Source organism: Paenibacillus sedimenti (genome assembly GCF_014534655.1).
Taxonomy (GTDB): domain Bacteria; phylum Bacillota; class Bacilli; order Paenibacillales; family NBRC-103111; genus Paenibacillus_E; species Paenibacillus_E sedimenti.
Window position 1 is genome coordinate 480,837 of the sequence record NZ_JACVVD010000004.1, and the last position, 16,076, is coordinate 496,912.

The following is a 16,076-nucleotide window of genomic DNA, read 5'->3' on the forward strand; positions in this document are numbered from 1 at the left end:
GCATTATTTCTTGAGGGCCAAAGATGTAAGAGCAGTATATGGACAGGCTAGCTATCCGATCGGCTCTGGAAAGCTTCTGGTTCCGATGACGACAGTGGCGTCCAGTTCTTCAGAACTGGCCACCCGCGGGATCAGCCCGTTATAAGCGAAGATCTCGACGGTCTTCGGCGCTTGCCGCTTACTCGTCTCGACCAGCAGGTGACCGCCCGGTGCCAGCCAGAGTGGCGCCTCGGCTGCCACCCGTCGCTGGACATCAAGCCCGTCCGCACCCCCGTCGAGCGCCACCCGCGCCTCATGTATGCGGGCCTCCGGGGGTAGCAGCCTGAGCGACTCGGTTGGTACGTAGGGTGCGTTAGCGACTAGAACGTCGACGCGGCCCCGCAATGTAGCGGGCAACGGCTCGTAGAGATCACCTTCGTACACTTGACCACCGACGGCAGTGACATTGCGACGGGCGCACCGTACCGCAGCGGGGTCGATGTCAACGGAGAACAACTCGATCTTTTCCAGGTCAGCGGCCAGCGCGGCGCCCACCGCGCCCGATCCGCAGCACAGGTCTACCACTACGGCTCTTGAACGGGCGAGGGCGGCAGCCTGGCGAACAAGAAACTCGGTACGGTGCCGGGGTACGAAGACTCCCGGGTTCACCGCAATCCGTAGACCGCAAAACTCCGCCCAGCCGATGACTTGCTCGAGTGGCAAACCAGCGGCTCGCCGATCCACCATGGCGGATAGGTCGGCCGGCGTTCGTGCTGCGGAAATGAGCAACCGGGTCTCTTCTTCGGCGAAAACACAACCGGCGGCCCTAAGCCTGGTAACGATGATTGTACAAATGGAATCTTCATGAAAGTCACCGACAAATGATCCTGCCTCGGCATGCTTCAAGTCCATAAATTCGCCTCATTTCGGAACGATTATATTTTATCACTTTGTCATATAAATCATTTTATCCCCGTCGTCGTTTACCGGATAGGTACAAATTAGTTAAAGGGAACTACCCTGCTGCCCGTTGAACGTAAATAAGCTTAGTCCATAGCCAAAGCAGCTCAAGACTAAGCTTATTCCATTAATTACTCTAATTCTACAAGGAAAGGGTTATGCATTTTTGCACATCGAACGCTATGGACACTTTACGTCCTCAACGCATTACAGCTCCCGGTAATCGAAATAATCAAAATCCGCATGGAGCATGGTTCCGCTTATATCCTGGGCGCAAAGACCTGCGAAGGTGCCGGTGAAGGAGAGCTTGCCTTTGTATTCGTCGGCTAACAGCCCCATATAAAGAACAGGTCCGATGGTGTTCCATTCTGCGCCATCCTTCGAATAGTGGAACTGGAGCGTCACTCCATCTATGGTTGCTTTCAGATAACAACGCTCCCACCCTGCGATGGAAACCTTTTGGTCCAGTTCATCGTATTGGCCCTGATCGCTGACGATAATCGCCAAGTGTTTGCCCAGCGTTTCATCATGGCTGATTCGAAGATAATAGTGGTCCTGATCGTCATAGTAGAGCACCAGACCGGCCATTTGGTTGAAGTGGACGGGCTCATACTCGACACAGGTCTCCACCTCGCATTGGAAACTATGGATGCGCCGTGCCGCCATGCTTTGACGATGCAGCGAATAGAGCGACTCCTGTCCGCGAAGCCGCAAGAATCCTGGGCGTTCCTTCAGACTTAGCCAAGATTCATTCGCCGGAATCCGGAGAGTGTGCCAATGAACGCTGAGGGCGGGGGCATCGAAATCGTCCCGTTCCGGTTCTTCCGGAAACAGATGGGACGGAAGCTCTGGCGCCGGAACCGCAAGCTCCGGAAGCTTCCCTCCCGAAGCCAAGCGAAGCCAGCCGGCCTCGGTCCAGACCAGCTTCTGGATGGAGGTCTCCCTGCCAAGCGGACTGAGGCCGCTGCCATCGGGCAACTGACGGCTGCAGATATGCACCATGTACCATTCTCCATTGGGGGTTTCCAGCAAGGAACCATGACCCGCCTTCTGGAGCGGATGCTCCGGGTGGTTTCTCGTTGTTAAGATGGGATAATCCGGATCCACCTCATACGGTCCGTCCACGGACTCCGCCCGCATCAACGTAGCTGCATGGTTGATGCCGGTTCCGCCTTCTGCAAGAAGCAGATAATAGAAGCCGTCCTTCTTGTATACCATCGGCCCTTCGGTCACACCGAGATCCGTCCCTTGGGTGACCAGCTTAACCGGTCCGGTAAGCTTCCGTTCCTCCGGGTTGTATTCCTGCATGATAATTCCGGCAAACCGGCTCTTATTCTTGCGGAAGTCCCACTGCATATTGAACAAATACTTGCGGCCATCCGTATCATGGAACAAAAAATGGTCGAATCCGCTGGAATTCAAATAGATAGGCTCGGACCAAGGCCCTTCGATTGACGATGCCGTCACAATGTAATTGTGAAGATCCTTGTAAACGCCTTTGCGTCCAACCACATTCGTAAAGCATAAGTAAAAAGTGCCGTTGTCATAGCTCAGGGACGGCGCCCAGACGCCTCCGGAGCTTGGAACCCCCCGCAGATCCAGCTGGCTTACCCGGTTGAGCGGCCGGGAGAGCGGCCTCCAGTGAACCAGATCCTTGGAATGGTGGATCAAGACGCCCGGAAACCACTCGAAGGTGGAAGTCGCAATGTAATAATCTTCGCCCACCCGGATGGCCGATGCGTCGGGATTAAATCCGCGCAGAATAGGATTGTGAATTTTCATGTGTCGATGTCTCCTCCTTGTTACCAATAAAGTCGCCATTTTCCGATCCCTTGATCTCATAATACAAAAACTAATCATTTTGTTATTAATTATAATTATCTTTTCGACAACAAAAATGAAGTTTTTTAAGATATTCCTGCTGTTTTTGCAGAACTACGACAAAAACCGCGGTGGAGAAGAAGCCCCTAGCTTCTCATGAGGAAGGGGCATTCCAAATCCTAATAATGAAAAAAAACAGCGTTCAGGTACCTAGCCTGCCGGCTTCTGCTCCCTGAACGCTGTTATACTCTTGTCTTCTCATGTCCTGTCCGCTACATCTTTGGCCCGTTCTGCGTCCTATATTCCTGCGGCAGCTTCCCATAGTACTTCTTGAACATGTCGCTGAACTGCCGCGCGTTATTATAGCCTACCTTCTCTGCAATCTCATAAACCATCATATCGGTTTGAAGGAGCAGCTTCACGGCTTGCTTCATACGGACCTTGGTCAAGTATTGCTTGAAGTTCATCTGCGTATGCTTTTTGAAGAAGCTGCTGAAATAATAGGGATTCATATAGATCTTTGAGGCTACCCCTTCAAGGGTGATATTCTCCATATAGTGGGTCTCGATAAACTCCTTTACGGTCAGGAGCTGCTGCGTATCTTTACCGCTCCCGCCCGTCGAAAGCCGCCTGAACAGCTCGTCGGCCATCTCCCGGACGTATTCCAGCAGCTCTTCGTACCGGCCAACGGCTTGCATGGCGGTCAGATGTCCCTGATCCTTCGTGCCCGCCTCTCCCTGCATGATTCCAACCTCCTCCAGCCCCTCTGACCACTCGATCAACGTGGCATAACAGGCCATTACCGCTTTCTCCCGACTGCCGGCCGAGTACCCGGCGATGAGTCCCAAGAGACGGTCCAGCTCCACGGTCAAGCGGGACCTGTCCTTGGCCAGCAGTGCCTGCAATGCACTCTGCCTGGAGTCCCCCAGCTCCCGTTCCGTTACTGGCGCTGCTTTATAATCCCCGGACCAGATTATAGATTTGCCCACTCCCGAGAAAAAGGCTTGTCCAAGCGCCTCCGCCGCGGTTCGGTAGGATCCTTTAATTCCCTCCGCTCCGTAAACCTGCTCTCCGATACCGACGGTCAGGACGATCTTCAGATAGATTTCCGCATTCCGAATGATATCGTCGGCCAGCCCTTCCATCCTGGTCTCATCTTTGTGGTTCACCACAGCGCACAGCCGGTCCCCTTTGCGGAGAATCATACCCGCCGAGCTGCGCCGCATGAGCTCTTCAGCCATATTCCCTACCGCAAAAAGCAGAAGACGCTTCTCATGCTCCCCCCACCGGCTATCATCCGCAGGCTGTTCCGGCTCCATCAGCAGGACGGTATAACAGTTGTGGATGCAGCCGGAGTGCAAGCTGCGCAGCTTCTCTTCAGCGTCAGCTTGCCGAATATCTCCGTCCAGCAGTCGGTCGAATAGTTCCTCTAATTGGGTTTTCCTGTCCTTATGCTCATAAACAGCCAGCTTGCTCTTGGAATGCTGCTCCTCCGACTCCTCCATCAGCTCGGATACCGCCCGCTGGACCGCATCCAGCAGCAAGTCCTTCTCGATTGGCTTGACCAGATAATCCACTGCCCCGAGAGCTAATGCTTCCTTCGCATAGGAGAACTCCTGATAAGCGCTAATAAAAATCACCTTGGTCCGAAGTCCTCGGCGTTCGATTTCCTTGATCACGTCAATGCCGGTGCCATCCGGCATGCTGATATCGGTGATAACAAGCGAGGGACGTTCTCTCTCGATGAGCTCCATAAGTCCCCGTCCGGTCCAGGCCTCTCCGACGATCCGGATGCCTTGCTGTTCCCAGGGGATCAGCTTCTTCAGACCCTTGATGATAATCGGCTCGTCATCGGCCAGAATGGCAGTAATCATTGTTCTTTCCCCTCTTTCTGGTACGGTAGGATCATCCGGACGGAGGTTCCGATTTTCAGGGTGCTGTTCAGTTCAATTCCATACTCGGTCCCATACAGTGCAGAGATCCGGTCATGCACGTTCTTGACCCCGATTCCCTCGCTACCGGGTTCCGACGCCGTTTGTCCCTTGAGTTTGTCCCTTACCCGCTCCAGCTTCGACGCCTCCATGCCGACACCGTCATCGTCCACGGTAATGATCAGCCGGTCCTCATCCTTTTCAGCCGATATGCGGATCGTTCCCTTCCCGGACTTGGGCATGATGCCGTGGTAAATCGCATTCTCCACAAGGGGCTGGATGGATAGCTTGGGCAGCAAACATCCCAGAAGGTCCCCGTCGATGCGAAGATCCATGGCAAGGCGGTGGTCCCCGTACCTCAGCTCCATCAGACGATAATACTGTTCGATATTCGTCTTCTCTTCCAACAAGGTGACCGTTTCTTCTCCGTAATCCAGCACATATTTCAGCTGGCGGGAGAGGGAGAGAATCATGTCGGCCACTTCCTCATCGTCATTGGCCACAGCACTCATCCGGATCACTTCCAGGGTGTTGTACAGATAATGGGGGCGGATCTGACTCTTGAGAGCCGTAAGCTCAGCTTGCTTCTGCTTGATCTGGGCAACGTACACCTCATCAATGTAGCTTCGGAGACGATCGGTCATCCGGTTAAAGCCTCTGGCCAGCATTCCGATTTCGTCCGCAGATCGGATCTGGACCTGGGTATCGAAAGCGCCGGATTCCACCCGGGCCATATGCCGGATAATGTTGCGGATCGGATTGGACAGATTGTTCGAGAACCAGACGGCCACCGCCACAAGGGATAAGATGCACAGTCCGATCACGATGGCGATCGTACTTTTGATCTGGTTGATCTTATCAAACAATTTATCTTTATTCACTTCCCCGACGACATGCCATGCCGAGCCCGGCATATCGTGGCTTACATAATGATACACTTCCGAATCTGTTGCCTGGAAAATCTGACCGATCTTCTCGGGTTTGTTGCTATAAAGAATCCGTCCTTCTTGGTCCGTCACATACATGCCGTCCTCTTGGCTTATAGTCAGGTGTTGGAAGATTTCATCGAAAGCTCCCAGGGAGATGTCCATGTACAAGCTTCCCACCACATTTCCATCCAATCCCGGGCTTCCCGCCACATCGATCAGATTCCGGGCGAATGTCAGCACCAAAGTGTTGGATTCCAAATAATATTCTTGTTTGTGAGTTGGGAACAATACCAGTTGCTTCGGGTTCTCCGATAACGCCTTCCTCCACTGCTGAGGAGGATACTCAGCCCGAAAATCGATCCGGCTTCCATCCCGGCTCAAATCCTGGTATTTGCCGTCAGTAAAGACAAATGCCGCGCTCCGGATATGGATATCGGTGGCCACTACGGTCTGAAGAAAATTATCCACCGTGACGGCCAGCAGGGGATCCTCCAGCGACAACTGCTCTGCAATAAGCTCCTGGAACTGACCGTACCTCCCTTGCTGGCCTAACGAATACATCAGCTTGGAAATATTATTGTACTTGTTATAAAAGTCATCTATATTCTTTCCCGCATATATGACCATCTGCTCGAAATTGTTGATCGAGTATCTCTCCATGTAATTTCCGAACGTGTTAAGCGAGAAGAAGCTTAAAATCAAAAGCGGTATCAAACCCACCGTGATGAACGAAAAGGTGAACTTGGCGAATATGCTCTTGCGCAGCCTGAAAAGCCGGATTTCTTTCAAGATCTGGCCCCCTTTCTCTATCGCTTGCGGGTACTGCTCTTATCATACACTAAGCCCATCATGCACCGCCATGCCTCTACTAAGAGGTAAGACCGGCACCGTCTGAACGGTTGCCGGTCCGGCCTAACACTCCCTCCTCCGATTACCAGTACAATCGCCAATTTTTCAAGACGCGTACCAGACCTTCGAAGTAATAATAGTCTCCCCAGATGTTGCATTCATCAATGCCCATGCCACGGGGTTTGTTATACACCGCATGTTTCAGGATCCCGTTCGATTCCGGCAGATCCTTCGTCGTATAGTTCGTCGCAAGCGACGTCAGGATCGAAAGCGCCTTCTCTTCATAGAACCGTTTGTCCGGGTCCGCCAGTGGCAGCTGTTTGGCCAGCTCCAGCATACCGCATGCGGCGATGGCCGAGGCGGAGGAGTCCTTCTCCTGCTCCTTGCCGCCCATAAAAATCAGATCCCAGTACACCACGCCGTCCTCCGGTGTCCGGCTCAGGAAGTATTTACTCAAGGATTTGGACAGGTCCACCAATGAGGTATCCCCGTTGTACAGGGAGCTTAGCAAGAAGCCGTAAATGCCCCACGCCTGGCCCCGGGCCCAGCAGGAATCGTCCGCATAGCCTTGGTGCGTGTTTCCGTATTTCGGCGCGCCGGTTTCAACGTCCATGTAGTAGGTATGATAGGTGGTATGATCCGGCCTGACGATATACTTGGCCGCTTGCTGCACATGGGTCCGCGCATATTCCGCATAATGGGGCTTGCCCGACACTTCCGTCGCCCAATAGAGCAAGGGCAGATTGAGCAGACAATCGATGATCATCCGCCCGCATTGCTCGGGATCGTTCAGATTCCCCCAAGCCTGAATGATGCCGGCCTTGGGGAAATAACGTTTCGCAAGCAGATCCGCAGCCTTCAAGGCCGTTTCCTTGGCCACCGGGTTCCCAGTGATCTTATATTCCGCCACAGCGGAGAGAGAGTAGAGGAAGCCCAGATCATGAGTCTCCGTCTCGATCTCTTCCTCGATCCGCTTCTTGTAGCTTGCCAGCTGGTATTCCGCCGCATTCCGGTACTTGAAGTCTCCCGTCAGCTCGTAGGCCAGCCATAACATGCCGGTCCAGAAGCTGGAGGTCCACTCGATATTGTCGATTCCGGGATATACATGGTTCATGCTCGCCGGCGCCGGGTAGGTATCGGTGAACACCTCCAGGCTTTTGTCGATTTGCTTCAAGACATATTGGGCTGCTTGTTCATAAAAATCGCGTTGCATTTATTATAAACCCTCCTTGGTTGTACTTAATGAAGTCATGCTTTCATAGGCCGGCTCCTTCGCAGCTGCAATCAGCTGCTAAAGTCAACTTTATGAGCAAATTCGTTGATCTCGATGTTGCCCTCTTCCGGGCTCAGGATCACTTTCCCGTTAATCCGCAGGTTCTTGAAGTGAACCCCCGTTACGGGACGTTCAGAGTCGTATCCGAAAACCTGGCTGGGTATAGCATTCGCACCGTTATACGTGATGTTCTCGAAAAGGATATCTTCAATCCGGTTGCCTGAACAAGGATTATAGTCTTTATTCCACACTACCCGGAGATCCACCAGCCTGCCCAGCTCAAAATCCTCCACGCGGATATCCCGATATGTGACCTTCCTTACCGTATTCTTATCTCCCGCATTAATAGCCATAGCCCCCATATAGTTAGGCTGGGGCTCATGATGCTCCAGGATATCGACATTCTCGAACACCACATCTTCAATTGTATCACCATTTCGATGATGATCCCCATGAGTCCCGATCATCAAAGGATGGGCTACGTCCGCCCATAACACCGAGTTCCGGACGGCAATTTGTCGGGTATCCCCATGGAAATCCCAGCGGGACCCGTAGACCGCGATACAATCGTCGGAGGTCCGGAGAAACACATCATCAATCTCGATCTGCGAGCAGGACATCATATCTATCCCGTCCGACCAGCCGCGGGTGCTGAACGACTTGAAGTTGCGGATGGCGACCTGCTTGGATTGGCCGAGATAAATGCTGTAGTGCGGCGGATCGACGGTTATGATCCCTTCCACCGAGATATTCTCCGAGAATACGATCCGAATGCCGCGGAAAGCGGAGAACCTGTGGAAGTCAGAGAGGTACAATATTCCTCTCCCCCGAATAGTGACATCCCTGACATGTTCACATACGAGGGAACCCACAACAACCGCTCCCCCCGCAATGTACACGGTCTTCCCGGAAGGAATGCGCAGCACTGTTTCTTCCAGGTAATGCATGCCCGGGGCAAAATAGATCGTATCCGGCGCCTTGCCGCCTTCCGTCTTCGGGGTTTGGGCCAAACGGTAAATGTCCTCCGTGCGGTGGATCGCCGGCTTCAACCACAAGATGTTATCCCCATCGGGAAGCGTCGCATTTTCTTCCACGGGGTTAGCGAACAAGTGTAAATTGGCAAACCGTTCCCCGTTGACCTCAATAGACAGCTTCCTGGGCCTGTCCAAAGTAAACGTGATGCAACGCCCATCCTGTTCGTAAGCAATAGCAGCCGACAGAGGACGGATCACGGCTTCCCGGATCGGGCGGGCCTTACTCTCCACACGAACCTCCACGGAGCCTTTCATATCAAAATACACCATCGATGCCCGGCGGACGTTATGCATATCCACTTTGACCTCATAAACGAACAGGTCCTGCCATTGCCCGCCCGGGGTACGCACGCTGACAACAAAATCGTCACATCCGACTGCACCTTTGGGAGCATCATAAATAACTGCTTGATTCATATCGTGTGCTACCCTTTCTCTCTTCGATTTTTATTGATCTTATGCCGAAAGCCGCCCCTGTAAAAACCAGAAGCGGCTGGGGAATCACCCTTTTGTTGCACCGGCGGCGATGCCTTTGACAAAATATTTTTGGAGGGACACGAAGACGATCAAGACAGGTACGATGGACAACGTCGTGCCTGCGAATACCATATCCCACTGGGAGGCAAGCTCCCCTACGAACTTGAAGATCTCTACGATCATCGTTCTATTGTCGGAATGGAGCACCAGGCTCGGCATCAAAAAGTCGTTCCAGATGCCCAGGCCCTGCAGCACGACCATGCTTGCCGTACACGGTCCCAAAAGCGGGAACACAATCTGCCAGAAGATCCGGACTCTGGAGCACCCGTCAATGGCAGCCGATTCTTCGATTTCTGAAGGAATCCCCTTAATAAAGCTGGTATACAACAGCACGCCCATACCGACTGAACCCGAGATATAGATGAGGATGGGAGCAGTCAGCGTACCGTATAATCCGAAGGCTCTCATCTCCTTGAACAGGGGAATCATGTATACCTGGAAAGGGATCATCATTCCCGCCAGATAATAAATATAAATGACATTCGTCCACTTTTTGCCCGTCCGTTCAATGGCGTAAGCCGCCATCGGGATGATCAGGATCATGAAGACGATGGAAGTGACCGTCAAGATCAGACTGTTGAGCATCGCTTTCGGGAAATCCGTTTGGGTCAACAGATACTTGAAGCTATCCAGGTAAAGACTGGTGGGCAGCGCGATGGCGTCCCTTAGAATTTCGCCATTTGATTTGAAGGCCGATATCAAGCTGAAATAGACCGGGAAGAAAAACAGGACCGCCAGCACAGCGGCGATTGCAAACATGGAGATTTCGATCAATTTGCCCGATTTACGCATCTTACATTTGCACCTCCCGTTTCCGGAGTAATTTCACTTGAATCAGCGATACGATAAGGATCAGGACGAAAAGAACCAGAGACAGTGCTGTTCCGTAGCCTTGCCGCAGCTCGCCGAAGCCTACTTTGTAAACGATGTACGTCAATGTTTCCGTTGCAAAACCAGGTCCGCCATCCGTCATGACGGCAATTTGGTCGAATATTTTGAGTGCACCGATCATGGACAGCATGATGCTGACCGTCATGGCTCCTGCAAGCAAAGGGAAGGTGATATGGCGGAATTGCTGCCAACGGCCCGCCCCATCAATGGACGCCGCTTCATGCAGCTCGGGTGGAATCCCTTGAAGCCCCGCCAGATAGATGATCATATAATAACCCGAGCCTTTCCAGACGGTTGTGATGATAATGGCGATCAGCGCATAGTCGGGATTACCCAGCCAGTCGATCTTAAGATCACCCAATCCTATCCGGTCCAGCAATTGGGAGATGACTCCGAAGTTATAATTGAAGATAATGGCCCATACAAAACCCATTACGATACCGCTGAGCAGGACCGGGAAATAAAAGATGCTTCGGAATAAATTTTTGAACCAACGCACTTGGTCCACCAGCATAGCCAGAGCAAGCGCTACGATGTTCTCGAGTACAACCAGTGAAACCGATAGGATCAGCGTGTTCTTCAAAGCATTGTATACCCGGGTGCTATGGAGCATTTCTTTGAAGTTATCAAGTCCGATATATCGGATATCCGTGCTGACACCGTCCCAGGAAGTAAAGCTTAGATGAAAGCTGTTTAAGGTCGGATAAATGACGAACAATGTATACAAGATAAAGGAAGGCAGAATAAACCAAACCGAGAAGGAGAGCCATTTTTTCTTTTTGGCGGCCGCCTTTGTCTGGGCTGTTGCACGTATAGTCTCTATGTTTGCCATACTCTCACTCCTAAGAGCTTTGCTTTAGCAAAGCTTGCATCGTAAGCTTAAACTACGTACTGCTTTTTTTGAGAAGGAGCAACCCCTTCCATTCCAATGAGGTTGCTCCGTTCCCTGTAGGAAGCTGAATCTTATTTTTTACTTGCCGCGTTAGCTTTTATATTGGCATCCCATTCGGCATCTGCTCTCTTCATGTACGCCTCGCTGAAGTCGCCTTTGGTCAACCATTCTTGAATCAGCTTATAGTACCAGTTGCGCCATTGAGGAGGCATTTGGTTATCGCCAAAGAAGGCGTTGATCTGCAGGGATTTGATGGTTTTGGAATCAGCCATGACATCAAGTACGCGCTTCATTTGCGGACTTGCTTCATAAGTTATCGCTTCTTTGGTCGTTGAAATTCCGTTAACGGCTTTCAGGTATTTGCTATATTGATCCTTAGAGAAAAAGAACTTCACAAATTCGGTGATGGCCGCTTTTTTGTCCGCATCTTGATTGGCTTTGGTAGAGATAGACCAGCCCTGGATGTTGTTCAAGCCGTTGACGATGATTCTGCCCTTACGGTCTGGAACAGGGTACCAACCGAATTCAAACTTGGGATCAGCTTGGCTGATCTGGGTGAACATCCACGGGCCGGAGAACAGCTGAGCCGCTTTGCCGGTTACCAGCATGGAGGCAGTTTGGTTGTCGGCAGTACTCGCCCAGCCTTTGTCCACATATCCTTTAGTGAACAGTTCGTTAAAATCCTTCATCGCCTGCATCGGGCCTGCATCGGTAAAGCTCGCCTGCCCTTTGGTACGCTTGGAATTCCAGTTCGGATCATCACCGAACACGTTATCCATGAGGTATTTGTTTACCCAGAAGCCCCAGTGGAAAATGTCCTTACCGCCGAAGGTGATCGGTGTGATGCCTTTGGCTTTCAGCTTCTCTTGAATGGCCAGGAACTCGTCATAGGTCTTCGGTTCGGCGGTTACGCCTGCATCCGCATAAGCCTTTTTACTGTAAATAATGCCGTGGGGAGGATTGCCGACAATCGGCGCTGTCCAGTTTTTGCCGTTCAGCTTTGGAGCATCCGAGAATAAGGCGAGCCATTCCGGCGGCAGCTCTGCGATTTTACCCGCTTCAGAGAACAGCTGGGTATCGCGCATCTCCACCAGGTCCGGGAATTCACCAACAGCGTCTTTCGTCTTCAGCCAATCCAGATAGGAGGCCATGCCGCCTTCGGAGAGATCGTTGATCTTGACGTTCGGGTTCGCTTTGGTGAAAGCAGCTACCGCATCGGCTATAGCTTGTTTGCCTGCCGGGTCGCCGGTGGCATAACCGATAGAGAAGGTTACGTTCTTCTTGGGAGCCGCGCTTGCTGCGGTTGTTGCCGCCGGACTCGAAGTGTTGCTGCCGGTACCGCAAGCGGATAGGACTAGCGACAGAGCCACTACGCTGGACAGTGATACTGCGATGGTTTTTTTGGTCATTGCCATTTGTGTGTAACCTCCCTTGGATGGTTCAAACTTTATTTTCCGAAGAATGGCGTTTTTTGTCGTTTCATCGCGCTTCTTCTTCCGTGTTTTAAGACTACCATACCGCGAAAAGGTTTAGTATGCGGTTTTTTAAGCTCGATATGCAGGAATTTAAGGTGTTTAATTATCTGTCTCCTGTGTAGTTTCCGACCGCAGCATACGTTCACCCAGCCATTCTTCGATGGAGATCCTGATGTCCGCCCCTCCGCTTTCCAAGCCCAGAACTGTAAGTTCCTGCCTCCTGCCGTCTGCCAGATACACCTGCAGTCGGCCTGCCGACTCCGCTTCGGCCCGCCTGATCTGCGGTTTGCCTTCATGAAGTTCCAGGACGGTCAGAAAGCAAGCCTCCTTGCCTTCGGAGCGGAAGCTGACCGTTGTCCTTCGGGCCGGATCGTCGCCAAGCGGATAGTCGCCGCCGATGGTCCCTTCGAAGGCCACGGCTCCCATACCGCTTATATCCAATATGGCTTCAGCCGGCTCCCGGCAATCGAGAGGTTCGAAGGGCAACGCACGCAAAGCCGGTTCCCCTTCCAGGTGAACGGGTCCCCCATAATAATCCGTACCGATCCCGTTGCCGTGATCAACATTCCTGAACGTAACGTCCATTTCGGCCAGATGGATGCGCCTCCCATCCGCCAGGATGAGGCAGGGATCGTCCCAGAAGATGGTTTTTCGTGCAGCTCTGTCCACATATACCTGAAGAGTCAGCACATGGACATCGCGCAATGAAACGCTGACACGGCGTTTCCCCAAGATCCAAGCGCCAAACTTGTCTTGGGCCAGGTGCTTCCCATCCCCCAACACCCGGTATTCCAGCGTTTTATTCACGGGAACCGCCTCGGCATACCAGCCGGTCATGACTTCCTGCTGCGGAGGCCAAACCGCATGGACATCCGTGTCCATCCGCCCTTCCTCGTTATGCAGCATGTGGCGGCCGTCGCGGTCATCTCTCTCCCGGTTGTACACATGTGAGAACCGGGCTACGGCCGGCGCCGTGCAGGAGTACCAGTTGCAATCGCTAATAAACTGCCCCGCTCCGTAGGGGTCGTCATTCATCTTCCCGGTATGGCGAAGATATTTCTTCTGTTCCGATTCCAATCCCCTGAAGCCTTGGTAATGATGCAGACAATCGTAGGTATGCACCTGCTCTCCCCTGACGTAATCCGCCAGCACAACATAATCGTCAGTGACGACCATGAGTCTTCTCTGCAAGATGGGCTCGGAATATTCCCCGAGCTCCCCCTGCGCCCTGGGGACGGAAGGTACCGGCACCTCCCTGCCTTCCATCAGACTACGGTCTTCCGGAAACCTCTCCGGATAAGGCGTCTGCCCGCCGTAAGGAGGGTCGCTCCACCGGGCAACGGTTTCGACGGCGCAAACCTGCAGCAGGTTCCCGCTGTGGAACATCAGTCGACAGGATTCAACAGGCTCCTGCATTTGCCCGTCCACAACGACCATATTGTGGGATAAGGAGGCCTGTACCCACATTTTGAACATAAACGAGTGGTATCCGTACCAGGAGGCCAAGGGACCGTAGGCGTTTTTGCCGTATCGCTTGATCGAGACAAGTCCCGTCCGGTCGAAGTGTCCATGATAGCCCCCGTGGGAACCGTATTTCAGCACCGCCTGAAGCCGTTCCCGCTCCGGAATGCCCGGCTTGCGGGAGCGAAGGACGGCGAGCCCCGCATTGTCCGCGTAAGCGGAGCCCGCGCAATGAAGTCCGGCAGGTTCCGGCAGCTCTCCTACGCCGTACAACAGATCGCGCCGGTCCGCATCCCGGATGACCGAAACATATCTTGGATCTCTCCATAAATAGTAGGCCAGATCGTACCACTTCACCATATCCTTGTCCGTGGAGTCATTGTTGCCGATCAGTATGCCCCGATCGTCGACGAAAGGCAGCATGGCATCCCATACATCCTTGACGGATCGGGTATTCCGCCGGACGGGGCCGAATTTCCGGAAGGACATGCCCAGGAACGGCTTCTCCATCGACATGGACCAAGGAGACAACATGGCATCCTTGCGGTACGAGGCCGGTACCTGCATATGCTTCAGGTTCAACCCCCAGGGCTCCGCCGCCTGTGCCAGCCGGGTGAACATGTCGGCGAACAGAACCACATAGTTACTTGCCCCCTCGAAGTACCAGCCGTCGTCCATAATACCGGTACGGACCATATCAACGAAGCCTCCCGGCCCTTCGATAAACCGCTTGATCCAGTGCATATCCTGCAGCACCAGACTGCACAAGAGAGCCCCGACCATTCCGCCGGAGGGGATATTGTTCGTATCCCCGTCCGTGATCATCCAGTCGACCTTGTCGATGAAGAGCCGGAACGCCATCTCCATCCGTGTGCGGTCTTCCTCCGTCCACACGCCGGCATCATACAGCAGATCGTAACAGGAGGCCACATCCAGCATAAACTCGCCCTCGTGAATCAAGCCGCCGGTACATACCTTTACTCCCCGTGGCGTCCGCAGCGCCATTTCATCTTCCGTGGCGTAAATATGGAGAAACGGCGCATCCGTAGCCGGATACCCGTCCACCGGGTCAGCTAGACGGCGCAGAAATAGTACCGCCTTCTCCAGAAGATCCTGCCTGCCGGTCAGCTTCCACGCCACTGAAGCCGCATGAAGGTTGAAGCGTTGGGGCAGCTCAAAAGCGTAAGGCTTCCCGGCCCCTTGAGCTACCGGCACCTTCCAAGCTTCCGCTAGCAGGACCAGCTGCTCCAACTCCTTGCGGGCCCAATCATAGACTGCTGCATTCCTTCTTACCCCGTCCCATCCCTCTTCCATATGTAAAATGTAGGGATGCGGGAGCCTCCGGACCGTGTAAAAGGTCAGTTGTTCGGCATAGTTCGCATCGCCGTTAGGAACCGCCGTGAAGACCTGTTCTTCATACCCGCCGGGGGCAACTCCGTCATGAATGCGTACCGACATGGCGACCCTACCCGATTCCCCAGGCTGAAGCAGAAGGCAATCCGGCTCCAACCGGGTTTCCATGGATTCAAAGCCATAGATGGACGGACGGCAAATCACTGCTTGAACTTCCGCAGTCAGATTGGATACGGTAATTACGTAGTCAACCGTTTCGCCAGGCTCACCTGCCCTGGATAAGCGGTCTGCTTCCAGCGCGATGCGGCCCAATTTCTTCAGACGGAGGTTCCGGATGGGAAGCTCTTCTCCGCCGCTTCCGTTCAGCAGTTTGACGCTCAGCCCGACCCGGGATATCATCCGCCAGAAAGCGGAGGTGAAGGCCATGCAATCGAAATGGCTAAAACCAATCTCAACAGTCGTCCAGCCACGGCCTGACACCAACACCTTCGCGGCAGCGCACTCGATATATTCCGGCCTGCCAAATTGCAGCGGGTACACCCGGGCCCCGATCTCCGCCTTCTGCCCTTCCGGCATACAAATTTCAAAGGCCAATGCGTCCCAGCTTCTCCAATCCTCCGCTTGTTCATGTTCGAATACCGATTCCTGACCGGATACAAGAACTGCTTGCCGGCAAATGGTTTGCATCGGA

The 16,076-nt window shown here is 53.2% G+C and carries 10 protein-coding genes; all 10 read right to left on the reverse strand.

The genetic code is table 11. From position 1 onward, the window contains the following. Window positions 1–51 precede the first annotated feature (51 nt). The 10 genes from ICC18_RS15125 to ICC18_RS15170 all read right to left on the reverse strand — a co-directional run bounded on the left by ICC18_RS15125 (window position 52) and on the right by ICC18_RS15170 (window position 16,072). Entirely contained in the window at window positions 52–891 is an 840-nt protein-coding gene (locus ICC18_RS15125; RefSeq protein ID WP_188175246.1) for a putative protein N(5)-glutamine methyltransferase, read from the reverse strand. 255 nt (window positions 892–1,146) lie between these two features. Further along, on the reverse strand, window positions 1,147–2,721 hold the full coding sequence (locus tag ICC18_RS15130) for a glycoside hydrolase family 43 protein (protein ID WP_188175247.1): 1,575 nt from the start codon (window positions 2,719–2,721) through the stop codon (window positions 1,147–1,149). 311 nt (window positions 2,722–3,032) lie between these two features. Further along, window positions 3,033–4,634, reverse strand: coding sequence for a response regulator (locus ICC18_RS15135; RefSeq protein ID WP_188175248.1), 1,602 nt, complete (start codon window positions 4,632–4,634; stop codon window positions 3,033–3,035). Beyond that, entirely contained in the window at window positions 4,631–6,409 is a 1,779-nt protein-coding gene (locus ICC18_RS15140) for a cache domain-containing sensor histidine kinase (RefSeq protein ID WP_188175249.1), read from the reverse strand. The genes ICC18_RS15135 and ICC18_RS15140 overlap by 4 nt, the downstream gene beginning before the upstream one ends. A gap of 142 nt (window positions 6,410–6,551) precedes the next feature. Then, the gene (locus ICC18_RS15145; RefSeq protein WP_188175250.1) at window positions 6,552–7,682 is read right to left on the reverse strand and encodes a glycoside hydrolase family 88 protein; all 1,131 of its coding nucleotides are present in this window, start codon (window positions 7,680–7,682) and stop codon (window positions 6,552–6,554) included. Between the two features lie 71 nt (window positions 7,683–7,753). Beyond that, window positions 7,754–9,193, reverse strand: a complete 1,440-nt coding sequence (locus tag ICC18_RS15150; protein WP_188175251.1) for a glycosyl hydrolase family 28 protein — start codon at window positions 9,191–9,193, stop codon at window positions 7,754–7,756. 84 nt (window positions 9,194–9,277) lie between these two features. Further along, window positions 9,278–10,105, reverse strand: coding sequence for a carbohydrate ABC transporter permease (locus ICC18_RS15155; protein WP_188175252.1), 828 nt, complete (start codon window positions 10,103–10,105; stop codon window positions 9,278–9,280). A gap of 1 nt (window position 10,106) precedes the next feature. Next, window positions 10,107–11,036, reverse strand: coding sequence for a carbohydrate ABC transporter permease (locus tag ICC18_RS15160; RefSeq protein ID WP_188175253.1), 930 nt, complete (start codon window positions 11,034–11,036; stop codon window positions 10,107–10,109). A gap of 131 nt (window positions 11,037–11,167) precedes the next feature. Beyond that, window positions 11,168–12,511: an ABC transporter substrate-binding protein gene (locus ICC18_RS15165; protein ID WP_312029533.1), complete on the reverse strand. Its 1,344-nt coding sequence runs from the start codon at window positions 12,509–12,511 to the stop codon at window positions 11,168–11,170. A gap of 159 nt (window positions 12,512–12,670) precedes the next feature. Continuing rightward, window positions 12,671–16,072 carry a COG1470 family protein gene (locus ICC18_RS15170; protein WP_188175254.1) on the reverse strand — a complete coding sequence of 1,134 codons (3,402 nt, stop codon included), beginning with the start codon at window positions 16,070–16,072 and terminating at the stop codon, window positions 12,671–12,673. Window positions 16,073–16,076: the final 4 nt, after the last annotated feature.

Coding starts and splice junctions, on each gene's coding strand:
- ICC18_RS15130 (WP_188175247.1), bottom strand. CDS start 2,721: ATGAAAATTCACAATCCTATTCTGCGCGGATTTAATCCCGACGCATCG.
- ICC18_RS15150 (WP_188175251.1), bottom strand. CDS start 9,193: ATGAATCAAGCAGTTATTTATGATGCTCCCAAAGGTGCAGTCGGATGT.
- ICC18_RS15125 (WP_188175246.1), bottom strand. CDS start 891: ATGGACTTGAAGCATGCCGAGGCAGGATCATTTGTCGGTGACTTTCAT.
- ICC18_RS15155 (WP_188175252.1), bottom strand. CDS start 10,105: ATGCGTAAATCGGGCAAATTGATCGAAATCTCCATGTTTGCAATCGCC.
- ICC18_RS15160 (WP_188175253.1), bottom strand. CDS start 11,036: ATGGCAAACATAGAGACTATACGTGCAACAGCCCAGACAAAGGCGGCC.
- ICC18_RS15165 (WP_312029533.1), bottom strand. CDS start 12,511: ATGGCAATGACCAAAAAAACCATCGCAGTATCACTGTCCAGCGTAGTG.
- ICC18_RS15145 (WP_188175250.1), bottom strand. CDS start 7,682: ATGCAACGCGATTTTTATGAACAAGCAGCCCAATATGTCTTGAAGCAA.
- ICC18_RS15170 (WP_188175254.1), bottom strand. CDS start 16,072: ATGCAAACCATTTGCCGGCAAGCAGTTCTTGTATCCGGTCAGGAATCG.
- ICC18_RS15135 (WP_188175248.1), bottom strand. CDS start 4,634: ATGATTACTGCCATTCTGGCCGATGACGAGCCGATTATCATCAAGGGT.